A 16,231-nucleotide genomic window follows, 5' to 3' on the forward strand; every position below is an offset into this window, starting at 1 on the left:
ACGAAGACCGTACGGCCCTCCACCGTGCCCCAGCCGGTGACGACACCGTCGGTGTACGGCCTCTTCGCCTCCAGACCGAAACCGCTCGCCCGGTGTCGGCGCAACTGCTCGACCTCCTGGAAGGACCCCGGATCCAGCAGCAGCCCGATCCGCTCCCGAGCGGTCAGCTTCCCCTTCGCGTGCTGCGCCAGAGTCGCCTTCTCGCTCGGCCCGGCCAGCGCCTGCGCACGGATCCCGTGCAACTCGGCGACCCGCCCACGCGCGTCCGTCAGCTCGGCGGTCGGCTCACCGGTCGTCTCTTCCAAAACGGTCATGTAGTGACCTTACGAAGTCCACCAAGGAAAGTGAGACGTCGACTCCGTACAGTCTCCGGCGCGTTTTCCTGGTAGCCCTGAACAGAACCATGCCGGCATGCGGGCATTCCGACTGCTCAGAGCCGGTGCCGCTTGTGGGGGTCACACAAAGAGCCGCGGCGAGATCAACTTCACATCATCGCCCGCCGGGTGCCGTCCAGTGGAGTGACGGGGTGCGGTGGGCCGTCGGCGGGGGCTCACGCGAGGACGTGCGGCATCATCCTGAACACTTTCGTGCATGAAGTTGAAAGTTGAACGGAATAGGTCTACGGTCTGCCGTGTTGGAGTTCTCGTTGAACATTCAACATGAGCGCCCGTCTCATCGACCCGTTCATCGATCCGTCCCCAAGGAGCACGTCATGGGTATCTTCGGCCGCAGGAACACCACCGAGACCACCGCGACCACGGCCGGCGCCGTGAACCCGGACCTCGTTGCCCTGACCGGCGACTACACGATCGACCCGGCGCACTCGACCATCGGATTCGTCGCCCGGCACGCGATGGTCACCAACGTCAAGGGCAAGTTCAACGAGTTCACCGGCTCGCTGCACCTGGACGGCGCCCAACCGGCCAACTCCACCGCCACCATCGACGTCGCGATGACGAGCGTCGACACCGGGTCGGCCGACCGTGACAGCCACCTCAAGGCCGCGGACTTCTTCAGGACCGACGAGTTTCCGACGATGACCTTCCGCTCGACCGGCGCGGAGGCTCTGGGCGGCGACGACTACCGGATCACCGGCGACCTGACCATCCTCGGCGTCACCAGGCCGCTCGCCATCGACCTGGAGTTCAACGGTGCCGCGAAGGACCCGTTCGGCAACGAGCGCGTCGGCTTCGAGGGCAAGGCGGAGATCCTGCGTTCCGAGTGGGGCCTGACCTGGAACGCGGCGCTGGAGACCGGCGGCGTCCTGGTCTCCGACAGGATCAAGCTGAACTTCGACATCTCGGCCATCAAGAACGCGTGACGCGCCACCACCGCCACGCCCCCCGAGCGCGCCCGCACTCCCCCTGGGGAGGGCGGGCGCTCGGCATGTCCGGGGGCAGGTCGGATCGGGGCCGGACCTGTCGGGTCGGGTCGGGGCTGGACGTATCTCGGGTCGGTCGGGTCGGTCGGGTCGGAGCGGGGCGGAGCGGGTCGGGTCGGGTCGGGTCGGGTCGGGTCGGGGCTGGACGTATCTCGGGTCGGTCGGGTCGGAGCGGAGCGGGTCGGGTCGGGTCGGGTCGGGTCGGGGCACAGCGTCGTCCGGACACAGGTGCGGGCGGCGCTGGGTGCGCGACGGGGGGTGGGGGTCGGTCGTTTTTCAGGGCGCACCCCTGCCGACGCGGCCGGGGACCTCGACCGAGGAGACGCCATGACCAGGACCGGACCGCAGCACTACCCCGGGGCGCATCGCGACCACTGGTACCAGGACGACTTCGGCGGCGACCGGATGGAGGTCAACGTCGTCGTCCTGCACACCACCGAGGGCCGTTCGCTGCCCGGCTACCAGGGCGGCGCGTCCGCACCGAACCTCACGGCGGTGCCGGATCTCAGGGCGAAGAAGCTGACGTGGTACCAGCACTTCGACATCGACATCTCCTCCCGCGCCCTGCGCAACAGGCCCGGCGGCGTGCAGACCAACACGCTGAACGTCTGCCAGGTGGAGCTGGCCGGCACCTGCGACCCCGAGCTGCACACCAAGTGGCGGACGAGCGGCAAGGCCCACGTCTACTGGCCCCAGGCGCCCCGGTGGGCGCTCCTCGGACTCGCCGGCTTCCTGGCGTGGGCGCACGAGCAGCACGACGTACCGCTGCGTGGCCCGGCGCTGTGGCCGGCGTACCCGAGGTCCTACGGGAACGGGGCCGGGCAGCGGATGAGCGCGGCGCGTTGGAACGCCTTCCAGGGCGTGTGCGGACACATGCACGTGCCCGAGAACGATCACGGCGATCCGGGAGCCATCGACTTCGACGAGCTGATCCGTTTGGCGAAGGCGGCGGTGAAGGGCTGACCGCCCGCCGACGGGCGGCCGAAGCCGGCGGCGCGTCACCCGCGGTCGGCCGCCGCCTGCGACGCGGCGGCGGTGGTCGCCGCCCGAGCCGTCCGCCGTCGCGGGAGCGGGTCCGCCGCACGTCGAGCACGGTGAGGCACCGGTCGGTCGGCGCCGCAGGGCGCGCCGAGGACCGCGCGGGTCGGTGGGTTGTGTCCCAGCGCCGCCGCGAGGTCCGCTGGGACGGTGTCCCGCTGCGAGGCGTCCGCCGCGCCCCCCGTCCGCCGGGGACCGACGGGCCTCCGGACGACGCCGCGGACCCGGGCGTCGAGGCGGTCGCGCGTGGCCGAATCGCACCCCTTGTGCGAAGGCTTGCGGCGTTCTCATAATCCAGCAACAGATTTGACCTGCCCATGCCAGCAAATGGGCATTCTTTTGTTGCCGCTGTTGTCATGTGCGCGTCAATTCCGTGTCCCGGGCACCACCCCGATCTCCCCGACACCAGGTCACCCCCCACGGAAGGCATCACGTTGATGAAGCTCCTCACCGCGATGAAGAGACTCGCGGCCGTCGGCGCCGCCGCCCTCGCGATCGCCAGCCTTCAGCCCGTCTCGTCCGCCCAGGCCGCCCCCTCGCCCGTCGTGGGCGGAACGCGCGCCGCGCAGGGCGAGTTCCCCTTCATGGTCCGGCTCTCCATGGGCTGCGGCGGCGCGCTCTACACCCAGCAGATCGTGCTCACCGCCGCGCACTGCGTGGGCTCGACCGGCGCCAACACCAGCATCACCGCCACGGCCGGCGTCGTGGACCTCCAGTCCACCACCGGCCGGGTCCAGGTCCGCTCCACCTACGTCTACCGGGCCCCCGGCTACAACGGCAACGGCAAGGACTGGGCGCTCATCAAGCTCGCGCAGCCCATCAACCTGCCGACGCTGAAGATCGCCACGACCACGCAGTACAACACCGGCACCTTCACCGTGGCCGGCTGGGGTGCGGCCACCGAGGGCGGCGCCCAGCAGCGGTACCTGCTCAAGGCCACCGTGCCGTTCGTCAGCGACGCCACCTGCCGTTCCTACAGCGGCTACAGCGGCCTGATCGCGAGCGACGAGATCTGCGCCGGATACGCCGCCGGCGGCGTCGACACCTGCCAGGGCGACTCCGGCGGCCCGATGTTCCGCCGGGACTCGGCCAACGCCTGGATCCAGGTCGGCATCGTCAGCTGGGGCATCGGCTGCGCCCGGCCCAACGCGCCCGGCGTCTACAGCGAGGTCTCCACGTTCGCCTCGGCCATCGCCTCGGCGGCGGCCTCTCTCTGACCCGCTCCCCCATCCCGTCGTACGACGTCCACGGGCCCGGCGCGCCCAGCGCCGGGCCCGTGCGCGTGCCGGTCTTCAGAAGCCTCCGCCGAAGTCCCCGCCCCCGCCGCCGCCTCCGAAGTCCCCGCCTCCGCCTCCGACGTCCCCTCCCCCGCCGCCGAAGTCGCCGAAGCTGCCGGCGTCGAAGTCCGCTCCGGACATGTCTCCGCCCTCGTAGCCGCCGTCGAAGTCGCCGTAGCCGCCGCCGTAGTCGGAGGCGTAGGCGGGCCCGGCCATCAGGCCGCCGAGCATCGTGCCGACGAGCAGGCCCGGCAGCAGGCCGCCGCCGAAGTAGCCGCCCGCCCAGGGGCCGTAGGCCGGCCCCGCCTCCCAGTAGGGGCGGCGGCCGTAGTCGGTGTCCACCTGGCGGACCACCGGCTCGCGGCCGTCCGCCAGGCGGGTGCGGTCCGCCGCGCAGACCGGGACCTCGCGGGCGGCCCCGCCGGGCGGGGTCCAGGCGGCGTCGGCGACGGAGGGGCCGTGGCGCGGATCGAAGAAGCACGGCGGGCGGCGCTCGGGCAGCGGTTCACCGGCCCGGCGGGCGGCGAGCCGGGCCAGGGCGAAGCGGCCCTCCTCCAGGACCTCGGTGACCGGGCGCACGTCCTCGGGTCTCGTCGCGTCGGCCATGAACGACTTGGCCTTCTCGTAGGCGTCGAGGGCGTGCTCGTAGTCGCCGCGCATCGCGTCGTCGGCGCCGGGTTCGGACGGGTGGAAGTCGAGCCGGTCGAGTTCCTCGCCGAAGGCGGTGATGTCCTCGTCGACGACGACGCGGAGCCGTTCGAGGGCGACCCGCTGTTCCTCCGCGTGCCGCCTGCGCTTGCGCCGGACGAGGGTGTACGCGCCGGCGCCACAGGCCGCGACCAGCACGCCCCCGGTGACCAGCCCGGCTGTCGACACCCCGCCACCGCCGTCCGGGGAGCCCCAGCCCGTGGGGGCGGAGCCGCCCATGTTGGCGACGGCACGGTCGGTGAAGTCGTCTAGTTGGGCCTTGGCGTCGCTCTCGCCCTGGACGCTGGTGACGAGGTTGCGCACGGCGGCCGTCGGCAGGACGGAGGAGTCGGCGCGGGCGTCGAAGCGGTCGCCGAGGCGGATCGCGTAGAGACCGGTCACGCCGGTGGCGGTGCGCAGGTCGGTGAAGAGGTTCTCCGTCGGGTAGCCGGCCGGGAGGACGGCGACGAAGACGGGTTTGTCGGCGTCCTCGATCTTCTTCTGGAGGGCGTGCGCGTCCGCCTGGGAGAGCTGGGCGGATGCCGCCGGGTCGACGTACACGGGGCTTTCGCGCAGGGCCGCGGCGATCGTCGACACACCCGTTTCGGCGGCGGCGGGCCGGGCGCCCGCCGACACCAGGGTCAGGGCGGCGAGCGCCAGCGCCAGGAGCAGTCCCGCGAAGCCTCGGGTCGAAAGTGCGACCTTCATACTTCGAAGCTACCCCGTACAGGGGCAAAGAAGGGCAGTGGAAGCTCAGCTCTTGCGGTACGCCTCGGTCAGTTTCCGCACCGCCTCTCCGTAGCGGCCGGTCAGGAGCAGGTGGTCGGCGTCCGCGAAGGGCGCGGCCACGGCGGCCGTGACGGACTGGCCGATCCTCTGCTGGACGATCAGCCGGGCCCGGTTCACCAGCGTCCGGCCGGCCTGGTCGGCGCCCGCCCGTTCGGCCGCCGCGGCCGCGGTGGCGAGGGCACGCAGCGTGGCCGTGCCGCCGGAGGGAACCTTCGTCAGCGTGGTCAGGCCCCAGCCGTAGGGGAACTGCGGGTCGTAGGAGGTGTCGCCGACGTTGATCGGGAGCTGGGTCTCGGACTTCGGCCAGGTCACGGGGAGCTGTCCGGTGAAGGGGCGTCTGCCGTACAGGACGTCCGCGACGCCGTCGCCCTCCGTGCCCGGCAGCCAGGAGGCCACCAGGGCGTCGATGGCGCCGAGCCGGTCCTCGATGATCTGGGGGCGCCCCGAGACGATCAGCACCGCGCACTCCATGGCCGCGCACACGGTGTCGACGGCGGTCCGGTCGGCGGTGGAGAGTCGCAGGTCGTGGCCGTTGCCGACGTCGCCGACGCCCTCGGCGTACGGGGTCTCGCCGACGACGACCACACCGACGTCGTACCCGGCCGTCGGGGCGGAGGCGTCCTTGGAGTACGCGACGTCGCCGCCCGCCTCGCGCATCCCCTCCAGGATGGTGGTGCCGGGGGTGACGGGGCCGGACGCGCCCTGCCAGGTGATGGTCCAGCCTCCGGTCTGGTTGCCGATGTCGTCGGCGTTGGAGCCGGCGACGTAGACCTTCTGGGACTTCCTCAGGGGCAGCAGGCCGCCCGCGTTCTTCAGCAGCACCTGGGACTCGGCGGCGGCGCGGCGGGCGACGCTCCGGTGCGCGGCGGAGCCGATGGCGGCGGCGCCGGAGGTGTCGGCGTACGGCTTCTCGAAGAGGCCGAGGCGGAACTTCTGGGTGAGGATGCGGGAGACGGCGTCGTCGACACGCCGCTCGCTGACACGGCCGGCCCGCACCTCGTCGACGAGAGTCGTGCGGAAGTCCTTGTAGGCGTACGGGACCATGATCATGTCGAGGCCCGCGTTGACCGAGGTCCGCACGTCGCTCGCCTGGTCGCCCGGAAGCTGGTCGATCGCCGCCCAGTCACTGATGACGAATCCGTCGAAGCCCATCCGGTCCTTGAGGACGCCTTTGATCATGTCGGCGCGGGCGTGCATCTTGACCGGGCCCTGTCCGTCGCCGGCGATGTCGAGCGAGGAGTACGAGGGCATCACGGAGCCGACCCCGCGGTCGACGGCCTGCTGGTACGGCGCCAGGTGGACGGCCTCCAGCTGCTTGCGGGTGACCTCGGTGACGCCCTGGTCGATGGTGTAAGCGCCGGTGGTGGAGGAACCGTAGGTGGTGCCGCCGTCGCCGACGAAGTGCTTGGCGGTGGCGAGGACCTTGTCGTCGTCCTTGAGGTCGCTGCCGTCGGGGGCGCCCTGAAGACCCTGGATCACGGTCTCCAGGGACTCGACGAGGGCCGGGTCCTCGCCGAAGGACTCGTAGGAGCGGCCCCAGCGTTCGTCGCGGGTGACGCAGAGGCAGGGGGCGAAGTCCCAGGGGACGCCGGTGGCGCGGACCTCGGCGGCGGTCACCGCGGCCGTCCGCCGGGCGAGCCGGGGGTCGCGGCTCGCGCCGATGCCGATGTTGTGGGGCATGACGGTGGCGCCCACCAGGTTGTTGTGCCCGTGGACGGCGTCGACACCGTAGATCAGCGGGATCTGAAGTCGGGTCGCCTGCGCCCGGAGCTGGAAGGCGTCGATCATCTTCGCCCAGGCCTCGGGGGTGTTGGGCGTGGGGGTCGAGCCGCCGCCGGACAGGAGCGAGCCGAGGCCCCAGGCGGCGATGTCCCCGGGGGCGGTGAGCGCGCCGCGCTCGGCCTGGGTCATCTGGCCGGCCTTCTCCTCCAGGGACATCCGGGAGAGCAGGTCCGCGACCCGCTTGCGCACGGGCAGCCGGGCGTCGAGGTAGGGCAGTCCGTGGGCGTCGATGACGACCTGCGGCATCTCGGCCGGGGCCTTCGCGCCGGTGACGGCCAGCTTCACCGGGACGGTCTCGGCGTTCTCCGCGGACCGGTCCCTCGTGGTGGGCACCCGGATCGCGCGGCTGGTGCCGGAGGCGGTGCCGGCGGGGAAGGTGAGGGTGCCGGTGGCCGGGGTGTAGTCGGCGGCCGAGGCGGTGCCGCCGGCCGTCTCGTACGCGACGGTCACCGGCTCCTCGAGGGGAACCGCGCCGGTGGTGGCGACGGTGAGACGGACGGTGGCCGTGGCTCCCTCGTCGACGGGGACGACGGCGGCGGCGGTGGTGACGGTCGCGGTACGTGCCTGGTCGGCCCGTCCGTACAGCTCGACGCCGTCCATCGCGAACTCGCCCTTGACACCCACCGGGAGCGTGACGGCGTACCCCCAGGTCTCGGTGAGGCCGAGGATCTGGTCGATGCCGCCGACGGGCTGGTGGTCCGTCCGGTAGACGAAGCCCGTGAACGGCAGCTCGATCCGCTTCCAGCCGGTGAAGTCGTCGGTGAAGGAGGTCGTCCACAGCTCGGAGGCCTCGCCGTCGGCGCCGCCGTCCTTGATCTCGAAGGCGATCTTCTTGCCGGTGGCGTGGCCCTCCCACCAGAGGCGGACGCCCTGGTGGGCGGACCAGTCGTGCGCCGGCCGGTCGGAGGCGAAGTCGTGGGTGAAGCCGCCCCAGCCGCTGATCTCGTAGCTGCCGCCGAGGACCTTCTCGCCCTCGGGGGCGTCGGGCCGGGCGGCGAGTTCCAGGGCGGGTGGGTCGTCGGTGTCGCTGCCCCAGGTGAACAGGCCCTCGGCGGGCGGGTTCGCGAAGGGGACCTCACCCTCGAAGCGGTCGACGGCGACGACGGGCGGAGCCGGGTCGTCGGCGGCGCGGGCCGAGGACAGCGGCAGCAGGGTGGCGAGCAGGGCTGCGGAGGCGAACAGGGCGGTTCTCGGGGCTGAGACGAGCAGGGCGGTTCTCGGCATGGACCTTCCCTCGGCTCTCTGGTTCACTCTGAACTCTCGCGGTTCACTCATGACTTAGATCACGTCGTGAGTTAACTAGCGGCCCGCACACCCGTCAAGACGTCCCGTCAGGGAAGGGCGAGGCATCATGAGGAGTTCCCCCCACTGGGCCCGGCTGCTGCTGGCCGGTCTGCTCACCACGGTCGGCCTGAGCGCCGCCGTGCCCCCCGCGCAGGCGGCCGGCGAGCAGGTCACCGCCTGGCTGACCACCACCGACGACGCGGGCGGACGCCACGTCGTTCGCGGCCTCCAGCAGCAGAGCCCGTTCGCCTTCACGTCCGGCGCGGGCGGCACGGGCGACAACATCACCGTCGACGAGAACACCCGCTACCAGACGTTCACCGGCGGCGGCGCCTCCTTCACCGACACCGCCGCCTGGCTGATGAACGGCAGCGGCGCCCTCACCCAGGCCACGCGGGACGCGACCATGCGCAGGCTGTTCTCGCCGACCGAGGGCATCGGGCTGTCGTTCCTGCGCAACCCGATGGGCGGCTCGGACCTGGCCCGGTTCGGATACACCTACGACGACCTGCCCGCCGGGCAGACCGATCCGGGGCTCACACGGTTCTCCATCGCGCACGACCTGGCGGACGTGCTGCCGCTGACCAGGCAGGCGCGTCAGCTGAACCCGGACCTGACCGTGATGGCCTCGCCGTGGACCGCGCCCGCCTGGATGAAGGACAGCGGTCAGCTCAACGGCGGCTGGCTGAAGGCCGAGAACTACGGCGCCTACGCGTCGTACTTCGTGAAGTACCTCCAGGCCTATCGCGATCAGGGCGTGCCCGTCGCGTACGTCACCGCGCAGAACGAGCCGACCTGTTGCTCGGGGTATCCGTCGATGAGCTGGAACGCGTCCGGGCTCGCGTACTTCACCAAGAGCGAGCTGCTGCCGAAGCTCGCCGCGGCGGGCCTGTCGACGAAGGTGCTGGCGCACGACTGGAACTGGGACACCTACGACGCCTACGCGGCGCAGACCGTGGACGACGCGGCGGTCCGCTCGCATCCCAACTTCGGCGGGATCGCCTGGCACGGCTACGGCGGGGACGTCGCCAAGCAGACGGCCGTGCACGACCGGTACCCGCAGCTGGACGCGTTCGGCACCGAGCATTCGGGCGGCACCTGGATCGCCGACCAGCAGCGCGAGGACATGCTGAACATCATCGACTACACCCGCAACTGGGCGAAGTCGGTGACCAAGTGGTCGCTGGCCGTGGATCAGAACAGGGGCCCGCACAACGGCGGCTGCGGCACCTGCGACGGCCTGGTCACCGTGCACAACGGGGACTCCCGGCACGGCCAGGTGGACTACACCGTCGAGTACTACACGATGGGCCACCTGACCAAGTTCGTCCGGCCGGGCGCGCAGCGGATCGCGTCGACGGCGTCGACGGCCGTGCCGAACGTGGCCTGGCGCAACCCGGACGGCTCGAAAGCCCTGATCGCCTACAACGGCTCCACCTCGGCCCGCACGATCACCGTCAACTGGGGCGCGCAGCACGCCACCTACTCGCTGCCCGCGCGGACCTCGGCGACGTTCACCTGGTCGGGCACCCAGTCGGGCGGCGGCCCCGCCGCGGGCTCCTTCGTCGGACTCGCGGGCAAGTGCCTCGACGTGGCGGGCGGTTCGAGCGTCGACGGCACCGCCGTACAGCTCTACGACTGCAACGGTACGGCGGCCCAGCGCTGGACGGTCCAGCCGGACGGCTCCCTCCAGGCCCTGGGCAAGTGCCTGGACGTGACCTCGGCGTCCACGGCCGACGGGGCGAAGGTCCAGCTCTACGACTGCAACGGCTCGGGCGCGCAGCGGTGGACGTACACCGCGTCCACCGGGGACGTGGTGAACACCGCCGCGAACAAGTGCCTCGACGTGACGGACAACTCCTCCGTCAACGGCGCCCGAGCCCAGATATGGAGCTGCACGGGCGCCGCCAACCAGAAGTGGGACCTGCGGTGAACGGGGTGACTCCGGCCTGACTCCGGTCTACTCGGCCGGGGTCACCCCCGCCCTCAGCAGTCCGTAGGTGTACGCGTCCTCCAGCGCCTGCCAGGACGCCGCGATGACGTTCTCCGCCACTCCCACCGTCGACCACTCCCCCGTCCCGTCGGACGTGGAGATCAGGACGCGGGTCGTGGAGGAGGTGCCGTGCACGCCCTCCAGGATGCGGACCTTGTAGTCCACCAGCTCCAGCTTGGCGAGCTGGGGATAGATCTTCTCCAGGGCCACGCGCAGGGACCGGTCGAGGGCGTTGACCGGGCCGTTGCCCTCCGCGGTGGCGACGATGCGCTCGCCCTTGGCGTAGAGCTTGACCGTGGCCTCGTTGGCGTGGCTGCCGTCGGGGCGGTCCTCGACGATCGCGCGCCAGGACTCGACCTCGAAGTACTTGAGAGGTTTGCCCTCCACCTCGGCGCGGAGCAGGAGTTCGAAGGACGCGTCGGCCGCCTCGTAGGTGTAACCCTCGAGTTCGCGTTCCTTGACCCGGTCGACCACCCGCTGGACGAGTTCCCGGTCGCCGCCGAGGTCGACGCCCAGTTCCTTGCCCTTGAGCTCCACCGAGGCGCGGCCCGCCATGTCGGAGACCAGCATCCGCATGGTGTTGCCGACCCGCTCGGGGTCGATGTGCTGGTACAGGTCCGGGTCGACCTTGATCGCCGAGGCGTGCAGGCCGGCCTTGTGGGCGAAGGCGGAGACGCCGACGTAGGGCTGGTGGGTGGAGGGGGTGAGGTTGACGACCTCGGCGATGGCGTGCGAGATCCGGGTCATCTCGCGCAGCCGACCGTCGGGCAGCACCTTCTTGCCGTACTTCAGCTCCAGCGCCGCCACCACCGGGAACAGGTTGGCGTTGCCGACCCGCTCGCCGTAGCCGTTCGCCGTGCACTGCACGTGGGTGGCGCCGGCGTCCACCGCGGCGAGGGTGTTGGCGACCGCGCAGCCCGTGTCGTCCTGGGCGTGGATGCCGAGCCGGGCGCCGGTGTCGGCCAGGACCGTGGAGACGACCGCCTGGACCTGCGCCGGCAGCATGCCGCCGTTGGTGTCGCAGAGGATCACGACCGACGCGCCCGCCTCCGAGGCCGCCCGCACGACCGCCTTCGCGTACTCGGGGTTGGCGCGGTAGCCGTCGAAGAAGTGCTCGCAGTCGACGAAGACCCGCCGGCCCTGGGCGCGCAGGTGGGAGACGGTGTCGCGGACCATCTCGAGGTTCTCGTCCAGCGTGGTGCGCAGCGCGAGCTCGACGTGCCGGTCGTGCGACTTCGCCACCAGGGTGATCACCGGGGCGCCCGAGTCGAGCAGCGCCTTGACCTGCGGGTCATCGGAGGCCTTGGCACCGGCCCGGCGGGTGGCGCCGAACGCGACCAGCTTGGCGTGCTGAAAGTCGATCTCCTGCCGCGCCCGGGCGAAGAACTCGGTGTCACGGGGGTTGGCGCCCGGCCAGCCGCCCTCGATGAAGCCGACGCCGAACTCGTCCAGGTGCCGTGCGATCGCCAGCTTGTCGGCGACCGTGAGGTTGATGCCCTCGCGCTGGGCGCCGTCGCGCAGGGTGGTGTCGAAGACGTGGAACGAGTCGTCGAGCTCGCTGGTTTCCGTCATGGTCTCAAGGCTCCTGTTTTGGATCTCGGTCTACCGGAATGACCGGCTCCACCGTCCCCCCATGGTCCCCCGCGCCTGCCTCCCGGCTGAAGGTGGGCCAGGAAAACGAAAAACCCCTCGCGGGTGCGAGAGGTCTGCGCGCGGGTCGAGGACGACGATGGCCGCCCGTACCTGGTCGTACGTGGCGGTCACTGCGGACCGGCGCGCCTGCTGCCAATAATCGTGGCGAACGAGAGCACGAGGGGAGTCTGACACAGGGCAGCCCCCTGCTCACCGACTGTCTCAGGATGCGAGCAGGGCGTCCGTCACGAACTCCGTCACATGCCCGATGACCTGCTCGCGGTCGGTGCCGCGCAGCCCGATCGCCACATGGATGGAGAAGCCGTCGAGCAGTGCCCGCAGCCGGGCGGCGAACCGGTCGGGGTCAACGGGGCGGAACTCCCCGCGCGAGACGCCCTCCGCCACCAGCGCCACCAGGTCGCGGTGCCAGGCGCCTTCGATGGCCGCCTGCCGGTCGCGGGCGACCGCATCGGCGGCAGCGCTCTGCGAGCGGTTCCAGACCTCCAGCCACAGGGTCCAGTGCGGGTCGCGGTGGCCGTCGGGGACGTACAGGTGGACGTAGGCGTCCAGCCGCTCGCGGGCCGTGGCCGGAGCGGTCAGCAGCCGGCCGCGTTCGGCGCCGAGGCGGCCCTCGCTCCACTCCAGGGTCTCGAGGAGCAGTTCGTCCTTGGAGCGGAAGTAGTAGAGGAGGTGCCCGCTGCTCATCCCGACCTCGCGCCCGAGCGCCGCCATGGTGAGCTTCTCCAGGCCGCGCTCGGCGATCATCTCCATGGCGGCGGCGAGGACGTCCTCGCGGGGCGGGGCGGGTCTGCGCTCACGTGCCGCACCGGCCATGGGGGACTCCTCTAGATCCTCGGCTGTTGTTGCGTGATGCAGTGGATGCCACCACCACCGGCAAAGATCGTACGGGCGTCGACCAGCGTCACCGTCCGGTCCGGGAACAGCCGGCGGAAGATCCCTGCGGCGATCTCGTCGCGCGGGTCGTCGAAGCCGCACAGGACGACCCCGTCGTTGCACAGGTAGTGGTTGATGTAGGAGTAGTCGGCCCAGTGGCCGTCGGCCTCCAGGACGGTGGGCGCCGGGATCTCCACGACCTCCAGCCGGCGCCCGCGTGCGTCGGTCTGCGCCTTGAGCAGGCCGACGATCTCCTTGGTCACCTCGTGGTCCGGGTGCGCGGGGTCCGGCTGGTGGTGGGCGACGACCACACCGGGGCGGGCGAAAGCGGCGACGATGTCGACGTGGCCGAGGGTGCCGAAGCCGTACGGGGGATAGTCGCCGGTCAGGCCGCGCGGCAGCCAGATCGCCTTGCGGGTGCCGAGCTGGGCGTGGATCTCGGTCTCGACCTCCTCGCGGGTCCAGTGCATGTTGCGCTCCGGACCGAGCTGCACGGTCTCCGTCAGCAGCACCGTCCCCTCGCCGTCGACATGGATCGCCCCGCCCTCGTTGACCAGCCTCGAGGCGTACGTCTTCGCCCCCGCGAGGTCCGAGACGTAGGCGGCGATCTTCGCGTCGTGCTCCCAGCGGGCCCAGTCCTGGGCGCCCCAGCCGTTGAACGTCCAGTCCACGGCGGCCAGTTCCCGCCCGTTCGTGAGGAAGGTGGGACCGATGTCGCGCATCCACGCGTCGTCGAGTTCGCGCTCGACGGTGTCGATGCCCGGTCCGAGCAGGGCTCGTGCCTCCGCGGACCGCCCCGGCCCGCACACCACCGTCACGGGCTCGAAGCGGCGGACCGCGCGGGCGACCGACGCCCACGCGACACGGGAGGCGGCGAGGTCGTCCGGGTCGTCGAAGGTGGGGTTGGGGCCGGGCCACGCCATCCAGGTGCGCTCGTGCGGAGTCCATTCGGCGGGCATCCGGAAGCCGTCGGCGGCAGCCTTGCTCATCCGGGGGGTCCTCACAGGAAGTAGAGGCGGTTGAGGGAGACGGAGTCGGCCGGCTCCGAGCGGAGCGGTTCTCCGTCGAGGGTGACCAGGCCGGTGCGCTGGTCGACGTCCACGGCTCCGGTACGGGAGTTGAGCCGCAGGTCGGCGGGGCCGATGCCGCGGGTGCCGCGCACGGCGACCCGGCGCCTGCGCGTCGGCATCCGGTCGTTGCCCTGGTCCAGCGCGGCCTGCGCGACGAAGGCCACCGAGAGGTCGGCGGGCGTGGCGCCGTACGCGCCGAACTGCGGTCCCAGGACGAGGGGTTCGCAGGTGTCGGTGGCAGCGTTGGGATCGCCGACGACGCCGTACGCCGGGAAGCCGGCCTTGAGGACGAGCTGGGGCTTGGCCCCGAAGTACTCGGGACGCCACAGCACGATGTCGGCGAGCTTCCCCTTCTCGAGGGAGCCGACCTCGTGCGATAGCCCGTGCGCGACGGCCGGGTTGATCGTCAGCTTGGCGATGTAGCGCAGGACCCGCTCGTTGTCGTGCTCGTCCGGGGCGCCGAACTCGGCCTTCATCTTCCCGGCCATGGCGAACGTACGGCGGACGGTCTCGCCGGCCCGGCCCATGCCCTGGGCGTCGGAGGAGGTGATGCCGATCGCGCCCAGGTCGTGCAGGACGTCCTCGGCACCCATGGTTCCGGCGCGGATGCGGTCGCGGGCCATGGCGGCGTCGCCGGGCAGGTCGGTCTTCAGGTCGTGGACGGAGACGATCATTCCGTAGTGCTCGGCGACCGCGTCCCGGCCGAAGGGCAGGGTGGGGTTCGTGGAGGATCCGATGACGTTCGGCACGCCCGCCATCTTCAGCACGTTCGGCACGTGTCCGCCGCCGCAGCCCTCGATGTGGAAGGCGTGGATCGTGCGGCCCTCCAGGACGCGCAGGGTGTCCTCGACGGAAAGGCACTCGTTCAGTCCGTCGCTGTGCAGGGCGACCTGGACGTCGTGCTCCTCGGCCACCCGCAATGCCGTGTCCAGTGCCCGGGTGTGGGCGCCCATGTCCTCGTGGACCTTGAAGCCGGACGCGCCGCCCTCGGCGAGCGCCTCGACGAGGGGGGCCGGAGAGGAGGACGACCCCCGGCCCAGGAAGCCGATGTTGACCGGCCAGGCGTCGAACGCGTCGAACGCGTGCCGCAGCGCCCAGGGCGAGTTGACGCCGACGCCCCACACCGGCCCGAACTCCTGCCCGATGACCGTGGTCACGCCGGAGGCCAGCGAGGCCTCCATGATCCGTGGCGACAGCAGATGGACATGCGTGTCGACCGCGCCGGCGGTGGCGATCAGTCCCTCGCCGGACACGATCGAGGTCCCGGTGCCGACGACCACGTCGACCCCGTCGAGGGTGTCGGGGTTCCCGGCCCGCCCGATCGAGTGGATGCGGCCCTCGCGGATGCCGATGGACACCTTGCGGATGCCCAGCGCGGCGTCGATCACGACGACGTTGCTGATCACGACGTCGCAGGTCTCGCGCACGGCGGCGGCCTTCAGGTGCAGTCCGTCGCGGGCGGTCTTGCCGAACCCGGCGAGGAACTCGTCGCCGGGGCGCTGGGAGTCGGACTCGACGCGGATCACCAGCCCGGAGTCGCCGAGCCGGAGGCGGTCGCCCGCGCGCGGGCCGTGCGTGGCGGCGTACTCGTACGGGTTCACAGCTCTTCTCCCTCTGTCCCGTCCCTCGACCCCGTCCCCGGCGTCGCCGCGCCCAGGTATCCGCAGGCGGCGGCCCGGCGCAGGGCCTCTTCCCGGGCCCCCGGCGCGTCCAGCGGGCCGTCGACCAGTCCGGCGAAGCCGATGGCGATCCGGTCGCCCCCGATGGGGACCAGCCCGACCTCGCCACGTTCGCCCGGTCCGAAGCGCACGGAGGAGCCGGCGGGGACGGCGAGTCGCATGCCGTAGGCGGCCGAGCGGTCGAAGTCGAGGCGGGGATTGGCCTCGAAGAAGTGGAAGTGCGAGGTCACGGAGACGGGCACGCCCGCCGTGTTGGTGACCGTCACCCGGACCGCCGCCTCCGGCTCGGTGTGTCGGGGGCCCGGCAGCAGCGCGCCGGGGGCCGCGGCGCCGAGGCCGCCTCCGACCGGGTCGGAGACCACCGCGAGCCGGGAGCCGTCCTCGAAGACGGCCTCGACATGCACCTCGGTGACGATGTCGGCGACGCCCGGCAGCACGTCGTCGGGGCCGAGGACCGCGCGGGCCCGCTCGATCGCCTCGGCGAGCCGGGCACCGTCACGGGCCGCCTCGCACACGGTGTCCGCGATCAACGCGGTCGCCTCCGGCACGTTCAGCCTGAGGCCGCGGGCGCGGCGGGCACGGGCCAGCTCGGCGGCACCGAACAGCAGCAGTCGGTCACGTTCGGTCGGGGTCAGTCTCACGTCACGACACCTCCTCTCATCCTCTGACTTAGAGCACCATTCTAAAAGAGCTTAACCACGAATCCCAGGCCATGAAAGCCCAGA

At 71.6% G+C, this 16,231-nt stretch carries 12 protein-coding genes; 4 read left to right on the forward strand and 8 right to left on the reverse strand.

What is annotated here, in order from left to right; genetic code table 11:
• The coding region (locus ACZ5Y0_RS34750; protein ID WP_469132645.1) for a carboxyl transferase domain-containing protein at positions 1-314 on the reverse strand (314 nt) is incomplete at its 3' end.
• Positions 315-712: 398 nt separating this feature from the next.
• Here ACZ5Y0_RS34750 and ACZ5Y0_RS34755 point away from each other — a divergent pair.
• From ACZ5Y0_RS34755 to ACZ5Y0_RS34765, 3 genes are all read left to right on the forward strand, one after another.
• A complete protein-coding gene (locus ACZ5Y0_RS34755; RefSeq protein ID WP_469132646.1) occupies positions 713-1,321 on the forward strand; it encodes a YceI family protein in 609 nt (202 codons plus the stop codon).
• Between the two features lie 387 nt (positions 1,322-1,708).
• Positions 1,709-2,344 carry a hypothetical protein gene (locus ACZ5Y0_RS34760; protein ID WP_469132647.1) on the forward strand — a complete coding sequence of 212 codons (636 nt, stop codon included), beginning with the start codon at positions 1,709-1,711 and terminating at the stop codon, positions 2,342-2,344.
• A gap of 509 nt (positions 2,345-2,853) precedes the next feature.
• Positions 2,854-3,636, forward strand: coding sequence for a serine protease (locus tag ACZ5Y0_RS34765; RefSeq protein ID WP_469132648.1), 783 nt, complete (start codon positions 2,854-2,856; stop codon positions 3,634-3,636).
• 75 nt (positions 3,637-3,711) lie between these two features.
• Here the strand turns inward: ACZ5Y0_RS34765 and ACZ5Y0_RS34770 are convergent, their stop codons facing one another.
• The gene (locus ACZ5Y0_RS34770) at positions 3,712-5,091 is read right to left on the reverse strand and encodes a hypothetical protein (RefSeq protein WP_469132649.1); all 1,380 of its coding nucleotides are present in this window, start codon (positions 5,089-5,091) and stop codon (positions 3,712-3,714) included.
• Between the two features lie 45 nt (positions 5,092-5,136).
• Positions 5,137-8,178, reverse strand: coding sequence for a glycoside hydrolase family 3 N-terminal domain-containing protein (locus ACZ5Y0_RS34775; RefSeq protein WP_469132650.1), 3,042 nt, complete (start codon positions 8,176-8,178; stop codon positions 5,137-5,139).
• 127 nt (positions 8,179-8,305) lie between these two features.
• Here ACZ5Y0_RS34775 and ACZ5Y0_RS34780 point away from each other — a divergent pair, with 127 nt between their 5' ends.
• On the forward strand, positions 8,306-10,171 hold the full coding sequence (locus ACZ5Y0_RS34780; protein ID WP_469132651.1) for a lectin: 1,866 nt from the start codon (positions 8,306-8,308) through the stop codon (positions 10,169-10,171).
• 27 nt (positions 10,172-10,198) lie between these two features.
• On the opposite strand, the gene cimA is transcribed toward ACZ5Y0_RS34780, so the two are convergent.
• From cimA to ureA, 5 genes are all read right to left on the reverse strand, one after another.
• Complete coding sequence (cimA, locus tag ACZ5Y0_RS34785; RefSeq protein ID WP_469132652.1) at positions 10,199-11,803, reverse strand: citramalate synthase; 1,605 nt, start codon at positions 11,801-11,803, stop codon at positions 10,199-10,201.
• Positions 11,804-12,085: 282 nt separating this feature from the next.
• The gene (locus ACZ5Y0_RS34790; RefSeq protein ID WP_469132653.1) at positions 12,086-12,697 is read right to left on the reverse strand and encodes a TetR/AcrR family transcriptional regulator; all 612 of its coding nucleotides are present in this window, start codon (positions 12,695-12,697) and stop codon (positions 12,086-12,088) included.
• A gap of 11 nt (positions 12,698-12,708) precedes the next feature.
• Entirely contained in the window at positions 12,709-13,746 is a 1,038-nt protein-coding gene (locus ACZ5Y0_RS34795) for an agmatine deiminase family protein (protein WP_469132654.1), read from the reverse strand.
• Between the two features lie 11 nt (positions 13,747-13,757).
• Positions 13,758-15,428: an urease subunit alpha gene (locus ACZ5Y0_RS34800; RefSeq protein WP_469132655.1), complete on the reverse strand. Its 1,671-nt coding sequence runs from the start codon at positions 15,426-15,428 to the stop codon at positions 13,758-13,760.
• Positions 15,425-16,147 (reverse strand): urease subunit gamma, encoded by a 723-nt coding sequence (gene ureA / locus ACZ5Y0_RS34805; RefSeq protein ID WP_469132656.1) that lies wholly within the window; start codon positions 16,145-16,147, stop codon positions 15,425-15,427. The genes ACZ5Y0_RS34800 and ureA overlap by 4 nt, the downstream gene beginning before the upstream one ends.
• Positions 16,148-16,231 lie beyond the last annotated feature (84 nt).

The sequence above is a fragment of the Streptomyces sp. NPDC033216 genome (assembly GCF_055577115.1).

Bases quoted from the DNA above. Each gene is read 5' to 3' on its own strand.
- ACZ5Y0_RS34770 (WP_469132649.1), bottom strand. From the start codon at position 5,091: ATGAAGGTCGCACTTTCGACCCGAGGCTTCGCGGGACTGCTCCTGGCG.
- ACZ5Y0_RS34755 (WP_469132646.1), top strand. From the start codon at position 713: ATGGGTATCTTCGGCCGCAGGAACACCACCGAGACCACCGCGACCACG.
- ACZ5Y0_RS34775 (WP_469132650.1), bottom strand. From the start codon at position 8,178: ATGCCGAGAACCGCCCTGCTCGTCTCAGCCCCGAGAACCGCCCTGTTC.
- cimA (WP_469132652.1), bottom strand. From the start codon at position 11,803: ATGACGGAAACCAGCGAGCTCGACGACTCGTTCCACGTCTTCGACACC.
- ACZ5Y0_RS34790 (WP_469132653.1), bottom strand. From the start codon at position 12,697: ATGGCCGGTGCGGCACGTGAGCGCAGACCCGCCCCGCCCCGCGAGGAC.
- ACZ5Y0_RS34795 (WP_469132654.1), bottom strand. From the start codon at position 13,746: ATGAGCAAGGCTGCCGCCGACGGCTTCCGGATGCCCGCCGAATGGACT.
- ACZ5Y0_RS34760 (WP_469132647.1), top strand. From the start codon at position 1,709: ATGACCAGGACCGGACCGCAGCACTACCCCGGGGCGCATCGCGACCAC.
- ACZ5Y0_RS34780 (WP_469132651.1), top strand. From the start codon at position 8,306: ATGAGGAGTTCCCCCCACTGGGCCCGGCTGCTGCTGGCCGGTCTGCTC.